The organism is Arthrobacter sp. sptzw42, from assembly GCF_059089685.1.
The window spans coordinates 1-24014 of sequence record NZ_JBNHEX010000021.1 but is presented as its reverse complement, the minus strand read 5'-3'; the positions used below and the strand labels follow the sequence as shown (position 1 = coordinate 24014).

Annotated in this window: 18 protein-coding genes; 13 read left to right on the top strand and 5 right to left on the bottom strand. The window is 64.7% G+C overall.

Going from position 1 to position 24014, the window contains the following annotated elements:
- Window positions 1-94: 94 nt before the first annotated feature.
- Window positions 95-757 (bottom strand): phosphate signaling complex protein PhoU, encoded by a 663-nt coding sequence (gene phoU / locus AC5RT4_RS17495; RefSeq protein WP_494040757.1) that lies wholly within the window; start codon window positions 755-757, stop codon window positions 95-97.
- A 205-nt stretch (window positions 758-962) separates the two neighbouring features.
- Between phoU and AC5RT4_RS17490 the strand changes: the two genes are divergently transcribed.
- Complete coding sequence (locus AC5RT4_RS17490; protein WP_494106586.1) at window positions 963-2204, top strand: sensor histidine kinase; 1242 nt, start codon at window positions 963-965, stop codon at window positions 2202-2204.
- Window positions 2201-2881: a response regulator gene (locus AC5RT4_RS17485; RefSeq protein ID WP_494040758.1), complete on the top strand. Its 681-nt coding sequence runs from the start codon at window positions 2201-2203 to the stop codon at window positions 2879-2881. Before AC5RT4_RS17490 ends, AC5RT4_RS17485 begins: the two co-directional genes overlap by 4 nt.
- A 115-nt stretch (window positions 2882-2996) precedes the next feature.
- Here AC5RT4_RS17485 and AC5RT4_RS17480 read toward each other — a convergent pair whose 3' ends face one another.
- Complete coding sequence (locus tag AC5RT4_RS17480; RefSeq protein WP_494106585.1) at window positions 2997-3554, bottom strand: hypothetical protein; 558 nt, start codon at window positions 3552-3554, stop codon at window positions 2997-2999.
- A 255-nt stretch (window positions 3555-3809) separates the two neighbouring features.
- Here AC5RT4_RS17480 and AC5RT4_RS17475 point away from each other — a divergent pair, with 255 nt between their 5' ends.
- The 8 genes from AC5RT4_RS17475 (at window position 3810) to AC5RT4_RS17440 (ending at window position 11378) form a co-directional block, all read left to right on the top strand.
- Entirely contained in the window at window positions 3810-4292 is a 483-nt protein-coding gene (locus AC5RT4_RS17475; RefSeq protein ID WP_011690592.1) for a CarD family transcriptional regulator, read from the top strand.
- A 97-nt stretch (window positions 4293-4389) separates the two neighbouring features.
- Entirely contained in the window at window positions 4390-5172 is a 783-nt protein-coding gene (ispD, locus tag AC5RT4_RS17470) for a 2-C-methyl-D-erythritol 4-phosphate cytidylyltransferase (RefSeq protein ID WP_494106584.1), read from the top strand.
- A 2-nt stretch (window positions 5173-5174) separates the two neighbouring features.
- Window positions 5175-5690: a 2-C-methyl-D-erythritol 2,4-cyclodiphosphate synthase gene (ispF, locus tag AC5RT4_RS17465; RefSeq protein WP_494106583.1), complete on the top strand. Its 516-nt coding sequence runs from the start codon at window positions 5175-5177 to the stop codon at window positions 5688-5690.
- Between the two features lie 9 nt (window positions 5691-5699).
- The gene (cysS, locus tag AC5RT4_RS17460) at window positions 5700-7166 is read left to right on the top strand and encodes a cysteine--tRNA ligase (RefSeq protein WP_494106582.1); all 1467 of its coding nucleotides are present in this window, start codon (window positions 5700-5702) and stop codon (window positions 7164-7166) included.
- A 102-nt stretch (window positions 7167-7268) separates the two neighbouring features.
- Window positions 7269-8258: a 23S rRNA (guanosine(2251)-2'-O)-methyltransferase RlmB gene (gene rlmB / locus AC5RT4_RS17455; RefSeq protein WP_494106581.1), complete on the top strand. Its 990-nt coding sequence runs from the start codon at window positions 7269-7271 to the stop codon at window positions 8256-8258.
- Window positions 8259-8353: 95 nt separating this feature from the next.
- On the top strand, window positions 8354-10474 hold the full coding sequence (glgX, locus tag AC5RT4_RS17450) for a glycogen debranching protein GlgX (protein ID WP_494106580.1): 2121 nt from the start codon (window positions 8354-8356) through the stop codon (window positions 10472-10474).
- 19 nt (window positions 10475-10493) lie between these two features.
- Window positions 10494-11015: a guanyl-specific ribonuclease gene (locus AC5RT4_RS17445; RefSeq protein ID WP_494106579.1), complete on the top strand. Its 522-nt coding sequence runs from the start codon at window positions 10494-10496 to the stop codon at window positions 11013-11015.
- Between the two features lie 6 nt (window positions 11016-11021).
- Window positions 11022-11378 (top strand): barstar family protein, encoded by a 357-nt coding sequence (locus tag AC5RT4_RS17440; RefSeq protein ID WP_494040766.1) that lies wholly within the window; start codon window positions 11022-11024, stop codon window positions 11376-11378.
- Window positions 11379-11393: 15 nt separating this feature from the next.
- On the opposite strand, the gene AC5RT4_RS17435 is transcribed toward AC5RT4_RS17440, so the two are convergent.
- Entirely contained in the window at window positions 11394-13175 is a 1782-nt protein-coding gene (locus AC5RT4_RS17435) for a thiamine pyrophosphate-requiring protein (protein WP_494040767.1), read from the bottom strand.
- 34 nt (window positions 13176-13209) lie between these two features.
- Complete coding sequence (gene glgP, locus AC5RT4_RS17430; RefSeq protein ID WP_494040768.1) at window positions 13210-15828, bottom strand: alpha-glucan family phosphorylase; 2619 nt, start codon at window positions 15826-15828, stop codon at window positions 13210-13212.
- Between the two features lie 153 nt (window positions 15829-15981).
- Between glgP and AC5RT4_RS17425 the strand changes: the two genes are divergently transcribed.
- The 3 genes from AC5RT4_RS17425 to AC5RT4_RS17415 are packed head-to-tail and all read left to right on the top strand — an operon-like array spanning window position 15982 to window position 23558.
- The gene (locus AC5RT4_RS17425) at window positions 15982-18063 is read left to right on the top strand and encodes an alpha-1,4-glucan--maltose-1-phosphate maltosyltransferase (protein ID WP_494040769.1); all 2082 of its coding nucleotides are present in this window, start codon (window positions 15982-15984) and stop codon (window positions 18061-18063) included.
- Window positions 18060-19856 (top strand): maltose alpha-D-glucosyltransferase, encoded by a 1797-nt coding sequence (gene treS, locus AC5RT4_RS17420; RefSeq protein WP_494040770.1) that lies wholly within the window; start codon window positions 18060-18062, stop codon window positions 19854-19856. Before AC5RT4_RS17425 ends, treS begins: the two co-directional genes overlap by 4 nt.
- A 3-nt stretch (window positions 19857-19859) precedes the next feature.
- A complete protein-coding gene (locus tag AC5RT4_RS17415; protein WP_494040771.1) occupies window positions 19860-23558 on the top strand; it encodes a 1,4-alpha-glucan branching enzyme in 3699 nt (1232 codons plus the stop codon).
- Window positions 23559-23702: 144 nt separating this feature from the next.
- On the opposite strand, the gene AC5RT4_RS17410 is transcribed toward AC5RT4_RS17415, so the two are convergent.
- On the bottom strand, window positions 23703-24014 hold a 312-nt coding region (locus AC5RT4_RS17410; RefSeq protein ID WP_494106578.1), incomplete at its 5' end, for a hypothetical protein.

Below are 24014 nucleotides of genomic sequence, written 5' to 3'. Positions count from 1 at the left end.
GCCGCAGCATCCGAAGGGGAACCCCAGCAGCGCAGGGAGCTGCATGCACCGCTTGGCCAGCCCGACGTCGTACCCGACATCCAGCTGCGCCGGATCAGCTGTGCTCAGTGCCGTTCGGCTGCCAGGCGCCGGTAACCAGGTACGTGACCTTCTGGGCGACGGAGACGCCGTGGTCCGCGAAGCGCTCAAAGTAACGGCTGGCCAGGGCAACGTCCACAGTGGTGGCAGGCGACTCCGCCCACTCAGGGGCGGCGATCGCCTTGAACACGCTGAGGTGCAGATCGTTGATGGCCGTGTTCGCCTTCAGGATGTCCCGCGCCACCTCAAGGTCGCGGGTCTCCAGCAGCACGGTGAGTTTGTCGGCGATCTCCTGGTCCAGCTCCGCCATGCTCTTGAACGTCCCGGACATGGATTCCGGGATGACTGTAGAGGGGAAACGGAGGCGGGCCAGCTGGGCGAGGTGACGGGCAAGATCGCCCATGCGCTCCAGCGATGCGCTCATCCGCAGGGACCCTACGATCATCCGCAGGTCGCTGGCAACCGGACCCTGCAGCGCCAGGATGTCGATGGCACGTTCATCCAGGCTGTTCTGCAGGAAATCGATGCGGGCGTCCGCCGCGATCACGTCCTGGGCGAGGTCAACGTCTGCCACCTGGAACGATGTGGTGGCCTTATCCATGGCTTCGCTGACCAGCCGGGAGATCTCCACCAGCTGGTCACCGACCTGGGTGAGCTCTTCCTGAAAAACCTTACGCACTAGGCGTCCTTTCCTTGGAACTCCGTCCCGCCCGCTCCAGGGCAGCAGGAATTCATGTCGCCGTTCGGCAGTCCAACTCGTTACTCTGCCAGTATCCGGTAAACGGCTAAGTGCTTGAAGATGAACGTTAGTTGAACCGTCGGTGCAGCAGTCCCGGACGCGCCGACGGCCATCCGCCAGCACATAAGGTGGAGCTGTGGATCCTATGCTCATCGGTCTGGTCGCCGGCCTTATCGGCCTGGCGCTCGGCACCTTCGGCGTGCTGGCCTACAGGGTCAGCGAGAAGCAGCGGCATCTGCTGGACGTCGACGCCGATGACATCGCGCTGCCGGCCGGCGCTGCCGAGGTGCTCGCCGTCGTCGGACGCGCCTTCGTGGTGGTGGACGCTGTGGATGGTGTGGTCCGCGCCAGCCCCGCGGCCTACGCCTATGGCCTGGTCCGCGGGCACACCGTGGTCCACAAGGAACTGCTGGATATGACAGCAGGAGTCCGGCGGGACGGCGTTATCCTGGAAAAGCAGCTGGAACTTCCCCGCGGTCCCCTTGGGCAGGGCACCATCATCGTCCAGGTACGGGCCGCGATGCTCGGGGAGGAATACATCCTCCTGCTCGCGGACGACCGTACTGAGATCACCCGTACTGAAGAGATCCGGAACGACTTCGTCGCCAACGTCTCCCACGAACTCAAAACTCCTGTCGGCGCCATCTCGCTGCTCGCCGAGGCCCTCGAGTCCTCTGCCGACGACGAACAGGCAGTGCGGCGCTTCGCAAAGCGCATGCATAAGGAGTCGGGCCGACTGGCCGCCCTGGTGCAGGACATCATCGAACTCTCCCGGCTGCAGGGCGCGAGCGTCACCCAGGAGGGCCGCCCCGTCGACGTCAACGCCGTCATCGCCGAGGCAGTAGACCGCTCGCAGCTTCCCGCCGAGAGCAAGAACATCCGTATTGTGGTGGGCGGCCGGACAGAGGGCAAGGTCTTCGGTGACCAGGACCTCCTGGTCACCGCACTGCGCAACCTGATTGACAACGCCATTCGCTACTCGCCGGCCAACACGCGGGTAGGCATCGGAGTCCGCTCCCGGGACGGCCTGGTTTCCATTTCGGTGACGGACCAGGGCGAGGGACTCAGCCCCGAGGACCAGGAACGGGTCTTCGAGCGTTTTTACCGGGTGGACTCGGCCCGTTCCCGCCACACCGGCGGCACGGGCCTCGGGCTAAGCATCGTGAAGCACGTTGCCTCCAACCACGGCGGGGAAGTGACCCTGTGGTCCCAGCCGGGCCAGGGTTCCACCTTCACGCTCCGGCTTCCGGAAATGGAAGGGCAGGAGGGCGAGGACGACGTCCTGCCCGCAGCAGCCCCGGGACTGGCCGGTCATGGAAACCGGGAGCCAACCGTCACCCAAGTACCCCGCGCCGCAGGCGCAAAAGAACGAGGAGCTAACGCTTGAGCAGGATTTTGATTGTGGAGGACGAGGAATCGTTCAGCGATCCCTTGTCCTATTTGCTGGGCAAGGAAGGGTTCGAGGTGGAGGTCGTGGACAACGGCCTGGACGCCATCACCGAATTCGACCGGAACGGAGCGGACCTGGTACTGCTGGACCTCCAGCTTCCCGGGCTCTCCGGCACCGAGGTGTGCCGCCAGCTGCGCCAGCGCTCCAGCGTCCCGGTGATCATGCTGACAGCCAAGGACTCAGAGATCGACAAGGTGGTGGGGCTTGAACTCGGGGCCGACGACTACGTCACCAAGCCCTACTCCTCCAGGGAACTGGTGGCCAGGGTCAGGGCCGTCCTGCGCCGCCAGGGTGAGCCCGAGGAACTGATTTCCGCCACTGTCCAGGCCGGCCCCGTCCGCATGGACATCGAACGCCACGTGGTCAGCGTGGGCGGGGAACAGGTGTTGCTTCCCCTGAAGGAGTTCGAACTCCTGGAGATGCTCCTGCGCAATTCGGGCCGGGTGCTGACCCGCGGCCAGCTCATTGACCGCGTGTGGGGCTCGGACTACGTAGGCGACACCAAAACGCTCGATGTCCACGTCAAGCGCCTGCGCGGGAAAATCGAACCCGATCCTTCGGCGCCGCGGTTCCTGGTGACCGTGCGCGGCCTCGGTTACAAGTTCGAGCCGTAAGTACGGGCAACAGGTTGGAGCCGCAGGACTGCCGGCTCCGGACCGGAACCATTTAGGAGCACAAAAAGGGAGGAGCCCGCGGGCCCCTCCCTTTTGTTTGCGTTGTGTGTGCGCCCTAGTGGCCGCTTCCGCCGCCGAGTTCGGAGGCCGTTGGCGTGGCGGACGGGCTCGGCGAAGGAGTGCTGCCTGCCGGCAGGTATTCCTTGTACTCGGGCAGGGTTGCGTCCAGCACCGGAACCTGCACGGTGTTGCTCACGTTGGTGCCGTTTTCGCTGATCTTGACGTCCACCAGGGAGCCCGGGATTCCGCCCGTGGTGCTCAGGACCACTTCGTCCGTGGTGTTGTTCAGCAGGGTGGAGGAATTGGCCTTGACCGGAACTTCCGTCTGCGAGCCTTCAGCGCCGTTGAGTGTCAGCGTCACATCCTCCGAGGACGAGTTGTAGACGGCGCCGATGACGCGGCCCGGCTGGTCCTCCCCATTGGAGATGATGAGGATGTTGCGCAGCTGGAGCGGGCCGAGGTCGGTGATGATGCCGTCCGACGACTGGTACTGAACGCTGGTCTGCTGGGAATTGGTGTACCCGCAGCCCGAGGCCAGCAGTCCGATGCCAAGGGCGCCTGCCGTGAGGGCCAGTTTGGCGCGGCGGGCCCGGTTCGTCGCAGTGAAACGCACGTCACGTACTCCTCGAAAGTTCTGGAAGATTATTCACGCATAGCCTATCCGCAAACCCTGCTAAACGCGGATTCGGCATTGTCATATCGCCTTGGCAGCACCCACAGCATGCACTATTATCCGTGTTCGTCAAGGGGGTGAAGGGGGTTGTTTATGCCCGTTTTCCGCGTATTTACGCGGTTCCCGGCCCTCTTCCCGGCCGGTCATATGCCTGAATCGTGATAAACTGGTCAGCGGGAAAGGGGAAATGTCCACATGGTATTTGAGGTCGGCGAGACAGTAGTTTACCCTCACCACGGTGCTGCGAAGATTGAAGAAATCAAGATGCGCACCATCAAGGGCGAAGAGAAGATGTATCTCAAGCTCAAGGTGGCCCAGGGTGATCTGACCATTGAAGTTCCAGCAGAGAACGTTGATCTTGTTGGGGTTCGGGACGTAGTGGGCAAGGAAGGCTTGGAGCACGTGTTCGATGTGCTTCGTGCCGAGTTCACCGAAGAACCCACCAACTGGTCACGCAGGTACAAGGCAAATCTGGAGAAGCTTGCTTCCGGTGACGTCATCAAGGTTGCAGAGGTCGTCCGCGACCTGTGGCGCCGCGATCACGACCGGGGCCTTTCCGCAGGCGAGAAGCGAATGCTGGCCAAAGCCCGGCAGATTCTGATTTCAGAACTGGCGCTGGCTGAAAAGACCGACGAGGAGAAGGCTGCAAGCGTTCTCGACGAGGTCCTGGCTTCCTAAGAATTGAACCCCGGTGGCACCCAAGTGCCGCCGGGGCTTCTTTTTGCCCGGATTCAGGTCCGGGCGGGGCCGGCAACGGGGACGTAGGCTAGTCCGCATGAGTGAAACTTCCACGCGCCCTGTCACCGCGGTGATCCTGGTGGCCGCCGGCTCCGGGCAGCGGCTGGGCTACGGCATGCCCAAGGCGGCGGTGCCGCTCGGCGGCGAACCCATCCTGATGCACGCCCTGCGGGGCATTGTTGCGTCCGGGGTCAGCAGCCAGGTGTGCATAGCGCTGCCAGCCGCTGACACTGCCCTGCGGCAGCTGTGCGAGGACTTCCGGGAGGAATTGGCCGACGGCGGCCCCCTCCTTTCCATCGTCGCCGGCGGTGCCACCCGGGCTGAGTCCGTCCGTGCCGGCATAGCTGCGCTTATGGAGGGCATTGACGCCGTGCTGGTACACGACGCAGCGCGGGCCCTGACGCCCGAATCGGTTTTTCACCGGGTGGTGGACGCACTGGCGGCGGGCGCCTCGGCAGTAATTCCTGCCGTCGCCGTCGTGGACACTGTCAAAACGGTGGCCGCGACTACGGGGGAGGACAGCGTCTTTGCACCGGAGGTTGTCACCGGGACCGCACCGCGCGAGGACCTGCGCGCTGTCCAGACGCCCCAGGGCTTCCGGCTGGGGACCCTCCTGAACGCACATGAGAAGGCCCGGGACCTGGACGAGCACCAGTCCGCCGCCGTTACCGATGACGCCATGCTCGTGGAACTGTTGGGTACCCCGGTCCATGCCGTACGGGGCTCCAGCCAGTCCCTAAAGATCACCACTCCGCTGGATCTGATCCTCGCCGAGGGGCTTCTCGAAGGGCCGCTGGGCGCCCGCTGGGTGGAGGGCTGACCATGCCTGACCCCATCGTTGTCCTGCCCCGCACCGGCATCGGCATTGACGTCCATGCCTACGCACCGGAAGATGCGCCGCGGCAGTTGTGGCTCGGGGGGCTCCTCTGGGAGGGTGAACGCGGCCTCGCCGGGCACTCTGACGGCGACCCCGTTGCCCACGCGGCTGCCGACGCGCTCTTTTCGGCCGCCGGTATCGGTGACCTTGGTACCCATTTCGGAACCAGCCGGCCCGAGTTCGCCGGTGCCTCCGGAGTCACCCTGCTCACCGAGGCGGCACGGATCGTCAGGGCAGCAGGCTTCGAGATCGGCAACGTCGCCGTCCAGTTCGTTGCCAACAAGCCCAAGTTCGGTCCCCGGCGGGAAGAATCGCAAAGGGTGCTTAGCGAAGCCGCCGGCGCACCCATCAGCGTTACGGCAACCACCAGCGACGGCCTGGGCTTCCCCGGCCGTGGAGAAGGTATCTCTGCGGTGGCCACAGCGCTGGTGTATCCGAGACCCTCCGGCGCCATCGGCTAATCTGGAGCGGTGACCCTGCGCTTCTATGACACCGCCTCCGCCGAAGTCCGGAACTTCGTCCCCCTCGTTGAGGGCAAGGCCAGCCTCTACTACTGCGGCGCCACCGTGCAGGGCATGCCCCACGTGGGCCATATCCGTTCAGCCATTGCTTTTGACCAGCTCACCCGCTGGTTGACCTACCGGGGGCTCCGGGTCACGGTGGTCAGGAATGTCACCGACATCGATGACAAGATCCTCGCCAAATCCGAAGCTTCATTCGCGGCAGGGTTTACACCGGAGGCCGGCGAGGTGCCCCAGGAAGAGTGGTGGGCCCTCGCGTACCGCTACGAGCAGGAATTCCTGAAGGCATACGACACGCTTGGCGTCTCGCGGCCAACCTACGAGCCGCGCGCCACCGGCCACATCCCGGAGATGCATCTTCTCATCCAGCAATTGATCGACCGCGGGCACGCCTACCCCGCGCTGGACGAGTCCGGTGACGTGTACTTTGACGTCCGTTCCTGGAGCAAATACGGCGCGCTCACCAGGCAGAACATCGACGACATGCAGGCGGCCCCCGATGCTGATCCGCGGGGCAAGAGGGACCCCCGCGACTTTGCGCTGTGGAAGGGATCCAAGGACGGCGAGCCGGCCACCGCGAGCTGGGCTTCCCCCTGGGGCGCCGGCCGCCCGGGCTGGCACCTGGAATGCTCGGCGATGGTCACCAAATACCTCGGCACCGAGTTCGACATCCATGGCGGCGGGCTGGACCTGAGGTTCCCGCACCATGAAAACGAGCTGGCCCAGTCCCAGGCCGCCGGCCACGCGTTCGCCAACTTTTGGATGCACAACGGCATGGTCACCTACCAGGGCGAAAAGATGTCCAAATCGATCGGGAACACCATCAGCCCGGCCGAGATGCTGGAACTGGCGTCGCCCCGGGTTGTCCGCTACTACCTCGGCCAGGCACATTACCGCTCCGTCCTGGACTACCGTCCCACGTCGCTCACGGAGGCTGCCGCCGCCGTCGAACGTATTGACAGTTTCCTGGCAAAGGCCTCCGCCCGCTTCGGTGAAGCCTCAGGCGATGCTTCTGGTGACTTCGGCTCATCCGCCGTTGCTGTCCGCACCTTTTCGGAGGCCCTGGACGACGACCTTAACGTGCCGCGTGCCCTGGCGGCCCTCCACGAGACGGTCCGCGCCGGGAACACCGCCCTCGCCGAAGGTGAGGACGACGCCGCCCGCCAGGCGCTGTCCGCCGTGGCAACGATGACGGAGGTGCTCGGGCTCAACGCCGTCGCGGGAACCGATGCCGTCAGCAGCAAGGAAGCAACAGCGTTGGAGGTGCTGGTCCAGGCGCAGCTGGAAGCGCGGGCCGCGGCGCGGGCCGAAAAAGACTGGACCGCCTCGGATGCGATTCGGGACACACTGGCCGCAGCCGGCGTTGTCGTGGAGGATGCCCCGGACGGTGCGAGCTGGAGCCTGAAGCGGGACTGAGCCGGCAGTTTCCGCGCAGGCAATTCCAGCGGGTCGGGCGATTTTACTTGGTTCAGTAGACTGGTAGGCAGAGTCAGTCAGCACAATCAAGGGTGGAACATCATGGCCAACAATGGTCGCCGATCGGTTAAAGCGAAGAAGGGCCCAACCATCGGAACCGGTGGCCATGGCCGCAAGGCCCTCGAAGGCAAGGGCCCCACGCCCAAGGCGGAGGACCGTCCGTACCATAAAGCCCACAAGTCCAAGCAGCTCGCGGAGCGCTCAGCCGCCAAGCGCAGCACAGGCGCGCGCAGCGCCGGCGCAGCAAAGTCCGGACCTAAGGGACGGGCTACGGAGGAAGTAGTTACGGGCCGGAACTCCGTAGTTGAAGCGCTGCGGGCCGGCATTCCCGCCAAGGCCCTGCACATCGCCATCCGCATCGAGATGGATGACCGGGTCAAGGAATCCCTGAAGCTCGCCGCCGAACGCGGCATTCCGCTGCTGGAGACCGGCAAACCGGAACTGGACCGGATGACGGACGACGCCGTGCACCAGGGCCTGGTCCTGCAGATCCCGCCGTACGACTACCAGGACGCCTACGAGCTCGCCGAAGAAACGGTGGAGAAATGGAAGAAGGGGCACGTCGCCAACGCGCCGCTCTTCGTGGCGCTGGACGGCATCACCGATCCCCGAAACCTGGGTGCCATCATCCGCTCCGTGTCCGCCTTCAGTGGCCATGGCGTGATCGTCCCCGAACGCCGCTCTGTGGGCGTCACCGCCTCAGCATGGAAAACCAGCGCCGGGGCAGCGGTCCGGGTCCCTGTGGCACGCGCGTCCAACCTCAACAGTGCTTTGAAGCAGTTCAAGAACATGGGCATCTTTGTCCTGGGCCTTGACGGAGACGGCGATGTGTCCCTTCCCGACCTCACCCTCGCCACCGAGCCGGTGTGCATCGTGGTGGGCTCGGAAGGCAAAGGCCTCAGCCGCCTCGTCCGGGAAAACTGCGACCAGATCGTTTCGATTCCCATCGACTCGGCCATGGAATCCCTCAACGCCTCCATGGCAGTGGGCATCTCGCTGTACGAGATATCACGCCAGCGCAAGGCAAAGTAACCGCGTCACAACAACAAAGTTTGTTTCCAGGCCTGCCTGTGCGCGAATGTGACGCACAGGCAGGCGATGTGCCCTCGGCGGCTAAGATTTAGGGGATGGTCATGCCGCTCTTCGACACTGCTTCCACCACGGATGCCTCAACGGCCTCTCCACTTGGTGTGACTGTTCCGCGCCCGGATGCGGCGGCTCCAGCCGGTGCTGGTCCCCGTCCGGGCGCACGGGCCAATGTGGCCTGCTACGCCCCGGGCGTGCGGAGCCTGGAGATCGTCTACAAAGCACCAGGCCGGGACTGGCGCGTGCAGGCGCTGCCAAACCTGAACCACGGCGTCCACCACGGGATTGTGGACAACCTGCCCTACGGCTCGCGGTACGGCTTCCGGCCGGCGCTACCGGAGCAGTCCCTGCCGCTTGCCGTGCCTGCGCAGAACGTTGATGGCGACGGCGGCCAGCCGCTGCTCCTGGATCCGTACGGCCGGGCAGTGGACCAGAGCGACGGATTCCTGAGCAGCGTCCGGGTAGCCGGCGACTACAACTGGGGATCAGATACGCGGCTTCGCCTGGAATGGCGCGACACCATCATCTACGAGGCCCACGTCCGGGGGCAAAGCATGCTTCACCCGGACCTGCCCCGGGAACTTCGCGGCACCTACGCCGGCATGGCACACCCGGCCGTTATCGAACACTTCAAGAGCCTGGGCATTACGGCGGTTCAGCTGTTGCCCGTGCACTTCCACCTTGACGAACCTCACCTGCAGGACCTGGGCCTGACCAACTACTGGGGGTACAACACCGCGGCCTTTTTCGCCCCGCATCCCGGCTATGCCACCAGAGCGGCACAGGAAGCGGGCCCGCAGGCGGTCCAGGATGAGTTCAAGGGAATGGTCAAAGCGCTCCACGCCGCTGGTTTGGAAGTCATCCTCGACGTCGTTTACAACCACACTGCAGAAGGCGGGCCGGACGGGCAAACCCTGAGCTTCCGCGGGCTGGGGGAGGACAAGTACTACCGGACCGACGGGCACGGCAAGTACGCGGACACCACCGGCTGCGGTAACAGCCTGAACTTTGCCGAGCCCCAGGTGGTCCAGCTGGTGCTCGATTCCCTTCGCTACTGGGTAGACGAGTTCCACATTGACGGCTTCCGCTTTGACCTCGCCGTGACCCTCTGCCGCAACGATGCCAATGAGTTTGACCCCGGGCACCCGTTTTTGGTTGCCGTTGCTGCGGACCCCGTCCTCTCCGACGTAAAGCTGATTGCCGAACCCTGGGACATCGGTTACGGCGGCTGGCAGACCGGGCGTTTCCCGTCCGGCTGGGCAGACTGGAACGACCACTTCCGTGACGCCGTGCGCACCTTCTGGCTGGCCGACCGCGCTTCCCTTGAATCCGGCGGGCAGGGCGGCACGGTGGCCAAGCTCGCAGACGTAGTGTCCGGTTCCGCAGCCCTGTTTGCCGGGTCCGGCCGCTCCAGGCTGGCATCCGTCAACTACATCACGGCCCATGACGGCTTTACCCTCAACGACCTCGTCTCCTACGACCGCAAGCACAACGAAGCCAACGGTGAGCAGAACCGGGACGGCCACGGCGACAACCGCAGCTACAACCACGGCTTCGAGGGCCCCACCGAGGACGGCAAGATCCTGGCCAGGCGCGCCCAGTCCCGCCGCAACCTGATGGCCTCGTTGTTGATTTCCCTGGGCGTCCCAATGATTACCGCCGGAGACGAGCTGGCCCGGACCCAGCAGGGTAACAACAACGCCTATTGCCAGGACAACGCCATCGCCTGGCTGGACTGGACCAGGACCCCGGAGTCCTCCGAGATGCTTCGGAGCACCAAACGGTACATCCGCCTTCGCAAGGAGTTCCTCGCCGCGCAGCCGCGCGATTTCCCGGTCCGCGATGAGCAGTCCTACCTGTACTGGTTCGACCACGCCGGGCAGCCCATGTCCATGGAACGCTGGAACGATCCGCAGCACCGCGTGATCCAACTCCTGCTCGGCTCGGACGACGGGACACTGGCCGGCCTGGTGGTGGTGAACGGCAGCACTTCCGACGTTCAGATCACGCTGCCCCGGACCGTCACCGATGGTGCTCTGCACACGAAGTTCGAGCTGCGGCTGACCACCACACCGCAGCACGAGCTCCGCCAGGGCAGCCGGGTGCTATCGGGGGAGCGGGACCTCGTGGAGGCGAACTCCATCAACATCTACCGCACCTGATGCACCGGGGAACAACATAATGCGCCACCGCAAAATTCTGCCCTTGCTGCTGACTGCGCTCGTGGTACTGGGACTGATCGCGTTCGGCGGCACCGGTATCCTGGGCCAACTGGCGGAAAGTACGACGACGGAGGCCGGGGCCAGTGCCACGCCCCGCCCGGGTGCCGCAACAGGCCCCCCTGCAGCCGGTTCCCCTGCTGCCGCCCCGGGGAAAGCAGCTGCCACCCCCGGAGCGCAGGCGCCGGAAAACCCGTCAGGGCTGCCGGAAGTGCGGGAGTCGGCCTTGCCCGGTGAAGCCCGTCGGACCCTCAACCTCATCCGCGCCGGTGGACCGTACCGATACAGCCAGGACGACCAGACCTTCGGGAACTTCGAACGGATCCTGCCGCGGCGGGACAGGGGCTACTACCGGGAATATACGGTGCCCACACCGGGAGAATCAGACCGGGGAGCGCGGCGCATCGTTGCGGGCGACGGCGGCGAGAAATACTACACCGATGACCACTACGAGACGTTCCGATTCATAGCAGAAGGCAGCTAGTCAATAATGAAGATCTACTCCGGCGACACCTGGACCCTGGAAGAACTGCAGGAACAGGTGGCCGACGCCGGCCGCCGTAGCCTGGTGGTTCCCGCAGCCGACAGCAAGAGGGCCGTCCTTGAAACCTTTGGCGAGGTCCTAAGCTTTCCCGAACACTACGCCGTCAACCTTGACGCCCTGAACGATTCCCTGCATGACTTCGCGGACAGCATCACGGACAACGGCAACGCGCCGGTCACCGTGCTCTGGCAAGTGGCCGCGCCTTTTCGGGCCGACAGGTCCTTCGGCGTCATCTGCGAGATCCTGCAGGACGCTGAGCGCTACGCCGGGAAAGACCTCTCCGTCACAGCCGTCCTGCTCTGACAAGCGGCGCTGCCCCTAGGACCGTTCTTCCTGGCCGGTGTAAGTTTCCAGCAGGTCCAGGGCCCGGCCGCTGCCTTCCTCCTCTCCGAGGGCCTTGCGCATGCTTTCCGCTTTCTCACGGCCTCCCGGGAAGGGCGGCAGGAGGGGAACCTCCGGGTCGGTCAGCACTTCGATGACCACCGGGCGGTCAGCGGCCAGCGCCCGCTCCCAGGCATCGCCAAGAAGCTCCGGATCGTCCACCCGTATGCCGGTCAATCCCAGCAGGTCGGCGTAGCCCGCGAACGGAAAGTCCGGAAGTTCCTGGCTGTCCCGGAACCGCGGCTCGCCCTCGGACTCCCGCTGCTCCCACGTCACTTCGGCGAGCTCCCGGTTGTTGAAGACGCAGACGACGAACCGCGGGTCCTCCCACTGCCGCCACCGGTGCGCCACCGTCACCAGCTCGGCGATTCCGGCCATCTGCATGGCGCCGTCCCCGGACAACGCCACCAGCGGCCGGTCGGGGCGGGCAAGCTTGGCAGCAATACCATAGGGGATGGAGCAGCCCATGCTGGCCAGCGTCCCTGACAGGTGGGCCGGTACCCCCTGCGGAAGTACCAGCTGGCGGGCATACCAGTAAACGCAGCTGCCAACGTCGATGCTCAACTGGGCGTCAGCCGGCAGCCTGCCGTTGAGCTCCCGCACCACCCTTTCCGGGTTGACCGGGTTGGCTGTTACCGCGGCGCGTTCTTCGGCAAGGGCACGCCAGCGCGTGACTTCCTTCTCGACGTCCTCCCGCCACTGCCCGCGCTGCCGCTGGTTGAGCCGCGAACCAAGGGCCCGGAGGGCGCTTGCCGCGTCCCCTGCCAGTCCCACCTCCACGGGGTACCGGTTGCCGATCTTCCGCTCGTCGATATCGATCTGGACAGCCCGGGCGGCTCCGGGTGGTGGATAGAACTCGGTCCAGGGATCATTCGAGCCGACGATCAGCAGCGCGTCGCAGTTGCCCAACAGGTGCGCGCTGGCGGTGGTGCCCAGATGTCCCATGGTTCCCACGGCGAAGGGCAAGGTTTCGTCCACGTAGGGCTTGCCGAGGAGGCTCGTGGCAATGCCCGCCCCCAGCTGTTCCGCGACGGCCACCACTTCCTGGCCGGCATGTCTGGCGCCCTGGCCAACCAGCAGCGCCACCCGTTGAGCGTTGTTGAGGATGGCAGCAGCAGCGTCCAGGTCTTCCCCGCGCGGTGTTTTGGCGGAGGTGCTCCAGGACGGCGCGGTGACCACCACGCCATGTTCCTGTTTCAGTTCGGGCGCGGGCGCGGACTGGATGTCATGCGGCAGGATCACCACGCATGGCGAGGACGTCGCCTTTGCCGTGCGGAAGGCGCGGTCCAGGACCATGGGAAGCTGCTCGGGGGCGTTGACCTGCTGCACGAACTGGGCTGCGACGTCCTTGAAAAGGCCGGTCAGTTCAATTTCCTGCATGTAGGCCGAGCCCAGCACCGTCCTGCTCTGTTGCCCCACAATGGCTACTACAGGCACGCCGTCGAGTTTGGCGTCGTAAAGACCGTTGAGGAGGTGGACGGCGCCCGGACCCTGGGTGGACGTCACCACGCCCACGCCGCCGGTGTACTTGGCATGCCCCACCGCCATAAAGGCGGCGTTTTCCTCGTGCCGGGCCTGTACGAATTCGACCCGGCCCCCGGCACGGCGCAGGGCCCCCATGAAACCGTTGATCCCGTCCCCGCTGTACCCGAACACGCGGTTGACGCCCCAGGTCGTGAGCCGCTCCACGATCAGGTCTGCCACTGTACGGTCGTTCACGGAATCCTCCTGCAGTGGTTAGGGGCCCTGCCTGTTATGCGTTAACGATCAGGCCCAGCTCGGCCTTGGACGCCAGCGCATCGTGCCGCGGCAGCACCCGGACGGTGTAGCCGAAGGATCCCGAGCGGTCGATCATCAGGGAACCGCTGAAGAGGTGGCGGCCGCTGCCCAGGTCTTCCTGGACCTTCAGCTCCACCACGGTGATGTCCGTGAGTGTGTCGCTTTCCTCGGCCCTGCCGTACGCGACTTCCACGCTGACATCTTCCGGGGTGAGGCTGTTCAGTGCCACGTAGGCATTGACCTGGAGCGTGTCACCGATCTGCGGATCCTCGGCGACCCCCACCGAGTCCACGTGCTCCACGTGCACCTGCGGCCAGGCGGCACGGACCTTGGCGGTCCAGGCTGCCAGACTGCGGGCCTGGGAGTAGGAGTTGGCACCGGCAGCCCGGCCCGCTTCCGCGGCGGGGCGGTAGAGGATGTTCACGTAGTCACGCAGCATCCGCTCGGCCGAAACTGCCGGGCCGAGGTGTGAAAGCGTGTGCTTGATCATCGACACCCAGTGCGTTGGCACCTTCTCGGTGCCCGAGGTGGACGGCCCGGCTGCTCCGGCTCCTTCCGAAACTGTGCTGCCGTAGAACCGCGGGGCAACCTGTGTCTCAAGGAGCTCGTAGAGCGCGGCGGCCTCGATATCGTCGCGTTCCTCGGGGGACGCGTCGTTATTGGCCGTCGGAATTGCCCAGCCGTTCTCGCCGTCGTACATCTCATCCCACCAGCCGTCCAGGACGGACAGGTTCAGCGAACCGTTCAGCGCGGCCTTCATGCCGGACGTCCCGCAGGCCTCAAGCGGCCGGAGCGGATTGTTCAGCCACACATCGCAGCCCGGGAACAGCGTCCGGGCCATCGCGATGTCGTAGTTGGGCAGGAAGACAATGCGGTGGCGGACCTCCGGGTCATCGGTGAAGCGCACCAGGTCCTGGATCATCTTCTTCCCGGCGTCGTCCGCGGGGTGGGACTTGCCGGCGATCACCAGCTGGATCGGGTGCTCCTTGTGCAGGAGCAGTGCCTTGAGCCGGTCCGGCTCGCGCAGCATCAGGGTGAGGCGCTTGTAGGTGGGCACGCGGCGGGCGAACCCGATGGTCAGAACGTCCGGGTCCAACACCCTGTCCGTCCAGCGCAGCTCGGCGTCGGCCGCGCCGCGCTTCTTCCACGCAGCCCGAAGCCTGCGGCGGACATCGTCAACCAGGGCGCTCCGCATTTGCCGGCGCAGCTCCCACACGTCGGCGTCGCTGACGTTGTAGGCGAGGTCCCAGCGACCCAGCGCTTCAGCCTCGCTGCCGAACTGGTCACGGGCCAGCTTGGAGATGCGGCTGTCCACCCACGTGGGCACGTGCACACCGTTGGTCACCGAGGTGATGGGCACTTCGGAGTGGTCGAAGCCCGGCCACAGCGCGGAGAACATCCCACGGGACACTTCGCCATGGAGCTTGGCCACGCCGTTGGCCCGCTGCGCCAGCCGCAGGCCCATCACGGCCATGTTGAAGACGGACGGGTTGCCGTCTGCGTAATTCTCGCGGCCCAGCTCCAGGATCCGGTCCACGGGCACAGCCGGAGCGAGCCCCGCCTGGAAGAAGTGGTGGATCTGGGAAATTTCAAACCTGTCGATGCCGGCAGGCACCGGTGTATGCGTGGTGAAAACGGTGGAGGCACGGCCTGCGGCCAAAGCCTCATCAAACGTCAGCGCCTCGTCACCGGACATCAGTTCCTGGATGCGCTCAATGCCCAGGAAGCCGGCGTGGCCTTCGTTGGTGTGGAACACCTCGGGGGCGCCGGTCCCGGTGAGCTTCTGGAAGGCGCGCAGCGCCTTGACCCCGCCCATGCCGAGCAGCAGTTCCTGCTGCAGGCGGTGGTCTCCGCCGCCGCCGTAAAGGCGGTCAGTAATGCTGCGGGCGGCTTCGTCGTTGCCCGGGACGTTCGAGTCCAGGAGCAGCAGAGGGACGCGTCCGACGTCCGCGCGCCAGATGTGTGCCAGCAGCCGGCGGTGGTTGGGCAGCGGCAGGGAGATCTGCAGCGGCCGGCCATTGCCGTCGCGGGAAGGCTCACGGAGCAAAGTGAGCGGCAGGCCGTCCGGGTCCAGGACAGGATAGGTTTCCTGCTGCCAGGCGTCCCTGGACAGCGACTGCTTGAAGTACCCGGCCTGGTAGAGCAGGCCCACGCCGATCAGGGGCACGCCCAGGTCCGAGGCCGCCTTGAGGTGGTCACCGGCCAGGATGCCCAGGCCGCCGGAGTACTGGGGGAGGACTTCGGTGATACCGAATTCGGGGGAGAAGTAGGCAATGGACGCCGGCGCATCCGGGCCCAGGCTTTGGTACCAGCGGGGCTCCTCGAGGTACCGGTCAAGGTCCTCCTCGGCGGCGCGGACGCGTTCCACTACGGACTGGTCTGCCGCCAGCTGCTGGAACTCTTCCCGGCTCACCAGGCCAAGGAAACCCACCGGGTCCTCGCCGCTCTCCACCCAAAGCCGGGGGTTCAAACCGGCAAAAAGCTCCCGCGTGGGCCGGTGCCAGGACCAGCGCAAATTACTCGCCAGCCGGGCGAGCGGCCTGATCGGTTCGGGGAGGACTGTACGGACCGTAAATCTGCGGATTGCCTTCACCTGCGTCACACTAACCGACAACATGGGCAGCCGGAACCAGCATCGGGTTTCTTTTGGGTAAATGACAGTTGGCAGGGAGGAAATGACACGGGCCGCAATGAAAATAGTGCGCAGGCTTAGCATTCCGGGTCATTTCTCGCTAACGTCGAGCCTGTGACGACTAACTCAGAAACCATTGCCGCATCGAAGAAAAAGCCGCTGGGCGCCATCACGGACGGCCTCCGGTTTGGACGTTTCCCCATCACGGCCGTGCAGCCGGTGGTGGAGGGTGGAAAGTTTCCAGCCAAGGCGCTGCCTGGCGAGGGGATCGTAGTGGGTGCCACCGCGTTCCGGGAAGGGCATGACCAGTTGGGGGTTAGTGCCGTGCTCCTGGATCCGGCGGGCCAGGAACGCCAGCGCGTCAGGCTCGCACCGCCGCGCGGGGTCCGCGGCATGGGCACGGACCGCTGGGAAGGCGTCCTCACGCCGTCGGACACCGGCAACTGGTCCTTCGTCATCGAAGCCTGGCACGACCGCTACGGCACGTGGCACCACAACGCGGAAGTAAAGGTGGAAGCGGGCATCGACGTCGAGCTGATGCTCGCCGAGGGTGCCGTGTTGCTGAATGAAGCAGCCGACGACGACTCCCGCAGCGAGGCGGACCGGGCCGCCCTGCGCGGTGCCGCCAACACGCTGGCGGACTCCTCCCTCACCGCGGAAGAGCGCCTCGCCGCCGGTTTCAGCCAGGAAGTGGCCGGCATCGTGGCGCGCCAGCCAATCCGCGAACTGGTGACAGTCTCCCAGCAGTACCCGCTGCTGGTTGAGCGGGACCGGGCCGGCCGCGGCGCCTGGTACGAGTTCTTCCCGCGTTCCGAAGGTGCAGTCCGTGACCACAACACGGGCGCCTGGACCTCCGGAAACTTCCGCACGGCGGCGCAACGCCTCGATGCCGTTGCCGCGATGGGCTTTGACGTCATTTACATGCCGCCCATCCACCCGATCGGTGTCCAGCACCGCAAGGGACCCAACAACACGCTGATTGCAGGGCCCAACGATCCCGGTTCGCCCTGGGCAATCGGCGCCAAGGAGGGCGGCCACGACGCCATCCATCCTGACCTTGGCACCTTTGATGACTTTGACGCCTTCGTGGCAAGGGCCAACGAACTCGGCCTGGAAGTAGCTCTGGACCTGGCCCTGCAGGCTGCCCCGGACCACCCCTGGGTCCAGTCCAATCCAGAGTGGTTCACCACCAGGGTTGACGGCAGTATTGCCTATGCGGAAAACCCGCCGAAGAAGTACCAGGACATTTATCCGCTGAATTTCGATAATGACCCCGAGGGCCTCTCAAACGAAATTCTCCGTATTGTCCTGCTCTGGGTCAGCCACGGCGTGAAGATTTTCCGCGTGGATAACCCGCACACCAAGCCCGTGTGGTTCTGGGAATGGCTCATCGCGCAGGTTAATAAGGAAGTTGCCGGCGTCGTTTTCCTCGCCGAGGCCTTCACGCGCCCTGCCATGATGCACGCGCTGGGCCGCGCGGGCTTCCAGCAGTCCTACACCTACTTCACCTGGCGGAACACCAAGAAGGAAATCGAGCAGTACTTCCACGAGGTCAGCCATGAGTCCCCGGCCTTCTTCCGGCCCAACTTCTTTGTGAATACCCCGGACATCCTCACGGAATACCTGCAGTTCGGCGGTCCGGCCGCGTTCAAGATCCGGGCAGTCCTGGCCTCCACGGCAAGCCCGCTGTGGGGCGTCTACGCCGGCTATGAGCTGTACGAGCATGTTGCCCGCCCCGGTGCCGAGGAATACATCGACAACGAGAAGTTCGAATACAAGGCGCGGGACTGGGACGCAGCAGCACAGTCCGGGCGGACACTTGCCCCCTACATCACCCGGTTGAACGAACTGCGGCACACACACCCGGCGCTGCAGGACCTGCAGAACCTGACTGTGCACCACAGCACTGACGATTCCACCGTGGTGTACTCCAAGCACAAGACCCTCGCCGATGGTTCCAAGGACACCATCATCGTGGTGGTCAACGTGGATCCGCACGTCACCAAGGAATGCAGCGTCGCTCTGGACCTGGCCGCCCTTGAACTGGACCCCCAGGACCTCACTGGGAACGGCGGCTTCCACGTGGATGACCTCATCTCCGGTGAAAGCTGGGAGTGGGGCGAGTTCAACTACGTCCGCCTCGATCCGCACGTTGAGCCCGCACACATCCTCAGCGTGAGGAGAACGCATCAGTGAGTTTTAACCCGCAAAGTTCGGGCCAGCATTTCACGCCGAAGAGCACCTTCGAACTGAATGCGCCGGGCCTGCAGCACGATCCGCTGTGGTACCGGAAGGCCGTGTTCTACGAGGTCCTCGTCAGAGCTTTTGCGGACGCCAACGGTGACGGCTCGGGAGATTTCTCGGGCCTCATCGACAGGCTTGACTACCTGCAGTGGCTGGGCGTGGACTGCCTCTGGCTGCCGCCGTTCTTCCAGTCCCCGCTGCGCGACGGCGGCTACGACATCTCGGACTACAACTCAGTCCTGGACGAGTTCGGCACCATAACCGACTTCAAGCGGCTGGTTGCCGAGGCCCATGCCAGGGGGGTCCGGGTCATCATCGACCTTCCCCTGAACCACACCTCGGACCAGCACCCCTGGTTCCAGGAATCGAGGAAGGATCCGGACGGGCCCTTCGGCGACTTTTACGTGTGGAGCGACACTGACGAGAAGTACCAGGATGCCCGCATCATTTTCGTGGACACCGAGGAATCGAACTGGACCTTCGACCCCATCCGCCGGCAGTTCTTCTGGCACCGGTTCTTCAGCCACCAGCCCGACCTGAATTTTGAGAACCCCAAGGTTATCGACGCCCTCTTCGACGTGGTGCGGTTCTGGCTGGACCAGGGCATTGACGGGTTCCGCGCCGATGCCATTCCCTACCTCTTCGAGGAGGAGGGAACCAACTGCGAGAACCTGCCCGCCACCCATGACTTCCTCCGGAAGCTCCGCGCCATGGTGGATGAAAGCTACCCCGGCCGCGTAATCATTGCCGAGGCCAATCAGCCGCCCAACGAGGTGGTGGAGTACTTCGGGACGGATGAGGAACCGGAATGCCACATGGCCTTCCACTTCCCGATCATGCCCCGGCTTTACTACGCGCTCCGGGACCAAAAGGCCGCGCCCATCATCGAGACGATGCAGGACACGCCTGACATTCCCGACGGCGCCCAGTGGGGTACGTTCCTGCGGAACCACGACGAGCTCACCCTTGAGATGGTGACCGCCGATGAGCGGGCGGCGATGTTGGGATGGTACGCACCGGACCCCCGGATGCGGGCCAACATCGGTATCCGCCGGCGGCTCGCGCCCCTGCTGGACAACTCCCGCGCCGAGATCGAACTGATCAATGCCCTGCTGCTGTCGCTTCCGGGCAGCCCGTTCCTGTACTACGGGGACGAGATCGGCATGGGGGACAACATCTGGCTGGAAGACCGCGACGCTGTCCGGACCCCCATGCAGTGGAACCCCGACCGGAACGCGGGCTTTTCAAACGCGGACCCGGGCAAGCTCTACCTGCCGGTCATCCAGTCGCTGGTTTACAACTACAACATGGCAAACGTTGAGGCCGAGGCCGCCCACTCGGGGTCCCTCCTGCGCTGGACACGGCAGATCCTCACCGTCCGCAAGAACCACCCCGCCTTCGGCCTCGGTGCCTTCAAGCATGTTGAGGCCGACCACGACGCCGTGCTGGCTTACCTCCGGGAGCTGCCCGGAGGTAACTCCGCCGGTGTGGACGGCGAATCCATCCTGTGTGCCTTCAACCTCTCGCAGCATCCAGTGGCCGCCAGGCTTCGCATCCCCGATTACGGCGGGCGCGGTCTTCGTGACGTGTTTGGCGGCCAGCCGTTTCCCGGCATCAACGAGGACGGGACGCTGACGCTGACCCTAGGCAGCCACGATTTCTTCTGGCTGAGGATCCGGTCGGCAGCGTCCAATCCTTCGTCCCCCTATACGCAGGCAATGCCGATCCTCTCGATTGAGAACTGACACATGAACCAGCCCATCCTTACTCCTGCCCTTACCGCCTTGCTTCAGGAATGGCTTCCGAAGCAACGTTGGTTCCCCGTGAAGTCGCCCGGCTTCGAGCTGTCCCAAGCCGGCAGCCTGGGCCTGGAAGATCCTTCCGGCCATGCCGCACTCGCAGTGTTCCTCCTGAAAGTGACCAGCAAGGGAGCCGGTGCCGGACGCCGCACCGACGTGATCCAGGTTCCCTTGAGCTTCCGGCCGGCGCCGGCTGCAGGGATGGAACGGGCGCTGGTGGGGGAGGCCGCCGGCATGGATCCGTCGCGGCCATGGGTTTACGACGCTGTGCACGATCCCGATTTTGTTGGCGGCTGGCTTGAGCTGATGCGTGGCGGGGAAAAGGCCCCCAGCGGCACGGCCACCGGCTTCCGCACCCCGGGTAACCACCGTTTGCCCACCGCCCACGGAGTGGTAAAGGTCCTTTCCGGAGAGCAGTCCAACACTTCAGTAATTGTGGACGACGGCGAATCGGCCGCCATCGTGAAATTCTTCCGTGTCCTGTCGGACGGGACCAACCCCGAGGTTGAGGTCGGCGCCGCCCTGACGTCGGCCGGCACCGCTGAAGTGCCGGCAACCCTGGGCTGGGTCCGCGGCGAATGGCTGACGCACGGCGGTTCCTCCTCCGACGGGCCGGGCTCCGGCTCGCGGTACGTCCAGGGAGAGCTTGCGGTGGCACATGAGTTCCTGGCCGGCGGACGGGACGCCTGGCGGCTCGCTGTTGACGCGGCCCGGTCCGGGACGGATTTCACGGCCGAGGCACGCGCCCTGGGTGCTGCCACGGCAACAGTCCACCGCCGCCTCGCCGAAGCGCTCGGGCAAACAGCGGAAGCTGAACCCGGAAAGGCGGTTGCCCCTGCAGTAGCCAAGCGCGTCCGGCAGGCCTGGGCGGAAGCCGCCTCCGCCGTCGGCCCCTACGACGCAGCGCTGGACGAACTCCTGAACGGGCTTGACGCTGTGCCCACCGGTCCGCTCCAGCGGATCCATGGTGATCTCCACCTTGGCCAGATCCTCCAGGTTCCCGGGCAGGCCGGAAACGCCCCGCGGTGGGCGATCCTCGACTTCGAAGGTGAACCGCTGCGCCCCATCGCGGAACGGAACGTTCCCGATGTTCCCCTCCGGGACGTCGTTGGCATGCTCCGTTCCTTCGATTACGCCGCGGGAGCAGCGCAGCGCGAGCAGGAGGGCGCGCAGGTGCCGGACTCCTGGGTTGATGACTGCGCCGAAGCGTTCCTTGCCGGTTATGCGGCTGTCACCCCGGGTACGGTCAACAGGGAATCACCGCTGTTTGTGGCATTGTGGCTGGATAAGGCCCTGTACGAAGTAGTTTATGAAATGCGTAACAGGCCGGACTGGCTGGCGATCCCAGTGAAGGCCGCCAGGCGGCTCCTCAGCGGTAAGGGCGTCGGCGACAACGCCGGGGCAGCATCGGAAGGTAGTGAAATGACAGGCTCAGCACGAACGGACCGTCCGGGGGTGCCGCTGCACGTGGATGCGGGCACCCTGGGCAGGATCGCGAACGGCGAACACCACGCCCCCCATTCCATTCTGGGCGCACACCTGGACGACTACGGGCACGTCACTATCCGCACGGTGAAGCATTTGGCCGAAGCTGTCACCGTCATCACCGCGGCCGGCGAAATTCCCATGGAGCATGAGGCCCACGGGGTGTGGGTGGCTGTGCTGGACCCGCTGCAGCAAGGGCACGTCCCGGACTACCGGCTGGCCGTCACCTACCCGGGTGCTGAACCGGTTACCGTGGACGAGCCCTACCGCTACCTGCCCACCGTTGGTGAAGTGGACCTGCACCTCATCGGTGAAGGCCGGCACGAAAAACTCTGGGAAGTACTGGGCGCCCATGTCCAGCATTACAAGTCCTCCCTGGGGGATGTGGATGGTGTGTCCTTCGCCGTGTGGGCGCCCAACGCCCAGGCTGTCCGCGTCATTGGCGACTTCAATGGCTGGGACGGCCGCGAAAACTCGCTCCGCTCCCTGGGCTCCTCCGGAGTGTGGGAGATCTTCATTCCCGGTGTTGTAGCAGGGGCGTGCTACAAGTTCGAAATCAGGACCAAGTCGGGCCACTGGGTGGAGAAGGCAGATCCGCTGGCCTTCGGCACCGAAGTTCCCCCGTTGACGGCGTCCAGGGTCGTTGAACCCTCGTACGCCTTCAAGGACGACGAATGGATGGCGGCCCGTGCCAAACGGGATCCGCACAACTCCGCCATGAGCGTTTACGAAGTCCACCTTGGTTCATGGAAGCTGGGACTCGGCTACCGGGAACTCGCCAAGGAGCTCGTGGACTACGTCAAGTGGCTCGGGTTCACCCACGTCGAATTCATGCCGGTGGCCGAGCACCCCTTCGGTGGGTCCTGGGGTTACCAGGTCACTTCGTACTTCGCGCCCACCTCCCGGTTCGGCCACCCTGACGAGTTCCGGTACCTGGTGGACGCCCTCCACCAGGCCGGTATCGGCGTCCTGCTGGACTGGGTGCCGGCACACTTCCCCAAGGACGCCTGGGCCCTGGCCCAGTTCGACGGCGAGCCCCTGTACGAGCACGCTGATCCGGCCCTGGGTGAGCACCCGGACTGGGGAACGCTGATCTTCGACTTCGGCCGCACCGAGGTCCGCAACTTCCTCGTGGCCAACGCCCTGTACTGGCTGGATGAGTTCCACATCGACGGCCTGCGCGTGGACGCCGTCGCCTCAATGCTGTACCTGGACTACTCCCGGGAAGAAGGGCAATGGCGGCCCAACCGCTTTGGCGGCAGGGAAAACCTGGAAGCCATCTCCTTCCTCCAGGAAGTCAATGCAACTGTCTATAAGACGCACCCCGGTGCTGTCATGATCGCTGAAGAATCAACGGCGTTCCCCGGTGTTACCGCACCCACCAGCAACGGCGGCCTGGGCTTTGGCCTGAAGTGGAACATGGGCTGGATGCACGACTCCCTGAAGTACGCCTCCGAGGAGCCCATCAACCGCAAGTGGCACCACGGCACGGTGACGTTCTCCCTGGTTTACGCGTTCACGGAAAACTTCCTGCTCCCCATCAGCCATGACGAAGTAGTGCACGGCAAGGGTTCCATGCTCCGCAAGATGCCCGGTGACCGTTGGCAGCAGTTGGCCAACCTGCGTGCCTTCTTTGCCTACCAGTGGGCACACCCGGGCAAGCAGCTCATCTTTATGGGTACCGAGTTCGGCCAGGAAGCGGAGTGGTCCGAACAGCACGGGCTGGACTGGTGGCTCGCCGACATCCCCGCGCACAAGGGACTGCAGCTGCTGACCAAGGACCTTAACGAGCTCTACGCATCCACCCCTGCTCTGTACGAACGCGACAACGAGCCTGGCGGTTTCCAGTGGATCAACGGGGGAGACGCAGAACGGAACGTCCTGTCGTTCATCCGCTGGGACAAGGATGGCAACCCTTTGGTCTGCGCCATCAACTTCTCCGGAGCGCCGCACGCCGGCTACACCCTGGGAGTGCCGGAGGCTGGTGCTTGGACTGAAGTCCTCAACACCGACGCCACGACGTACGGCGGTTCCGGTGTACTGAACAACGGGGAACTGAAGGCAACGGACGAGGGCCAGGACGGACAGCCGGCCACCCTGAGCGTCACACTGCCGCCGCTTGGTGCTGCGTACTTCAAGCCGGCGGGGTCAGCCGCCAACTGACCGCCAGCCCTGTGAAAGGCCCGGGATCCCCGCGATCCCGGGCTTTTTCGTGGCCTGCGGTGCTGGTCAGGAATGAGCTTCACTGCCGGGTTGGCCATCCGGGCACAGTGGTGGTAGAGTTTATTTCCGCGCTGCTCCACGGAGTCAGACGGAAAAACCGACAATCAAGCCTTCGGGTGTGGATCGTCGCAGACGCCGGTTTGACAAGTGAGAAGCCAGCGGGTAAGTTTGAAAAGTTGCTCCGGAGCGATCCACATGGCGTGTTGTTGTGGTGGTGGTGCCGGGTGTGTCTGTTGTTTGAGAACTCAATAGTGTGCCAAGTTTGTTGATACCGATTGTTTTTTGATTGGTTGAATTGACCGGGCTGTCCGCCCCTGTGGGTGGTCTGGTTTTTACAGCTGGTTTCAAATTTTTGCTGTCTGGTTGCTGCGTTATTTCCGTGGTGGTTGGGTGGTT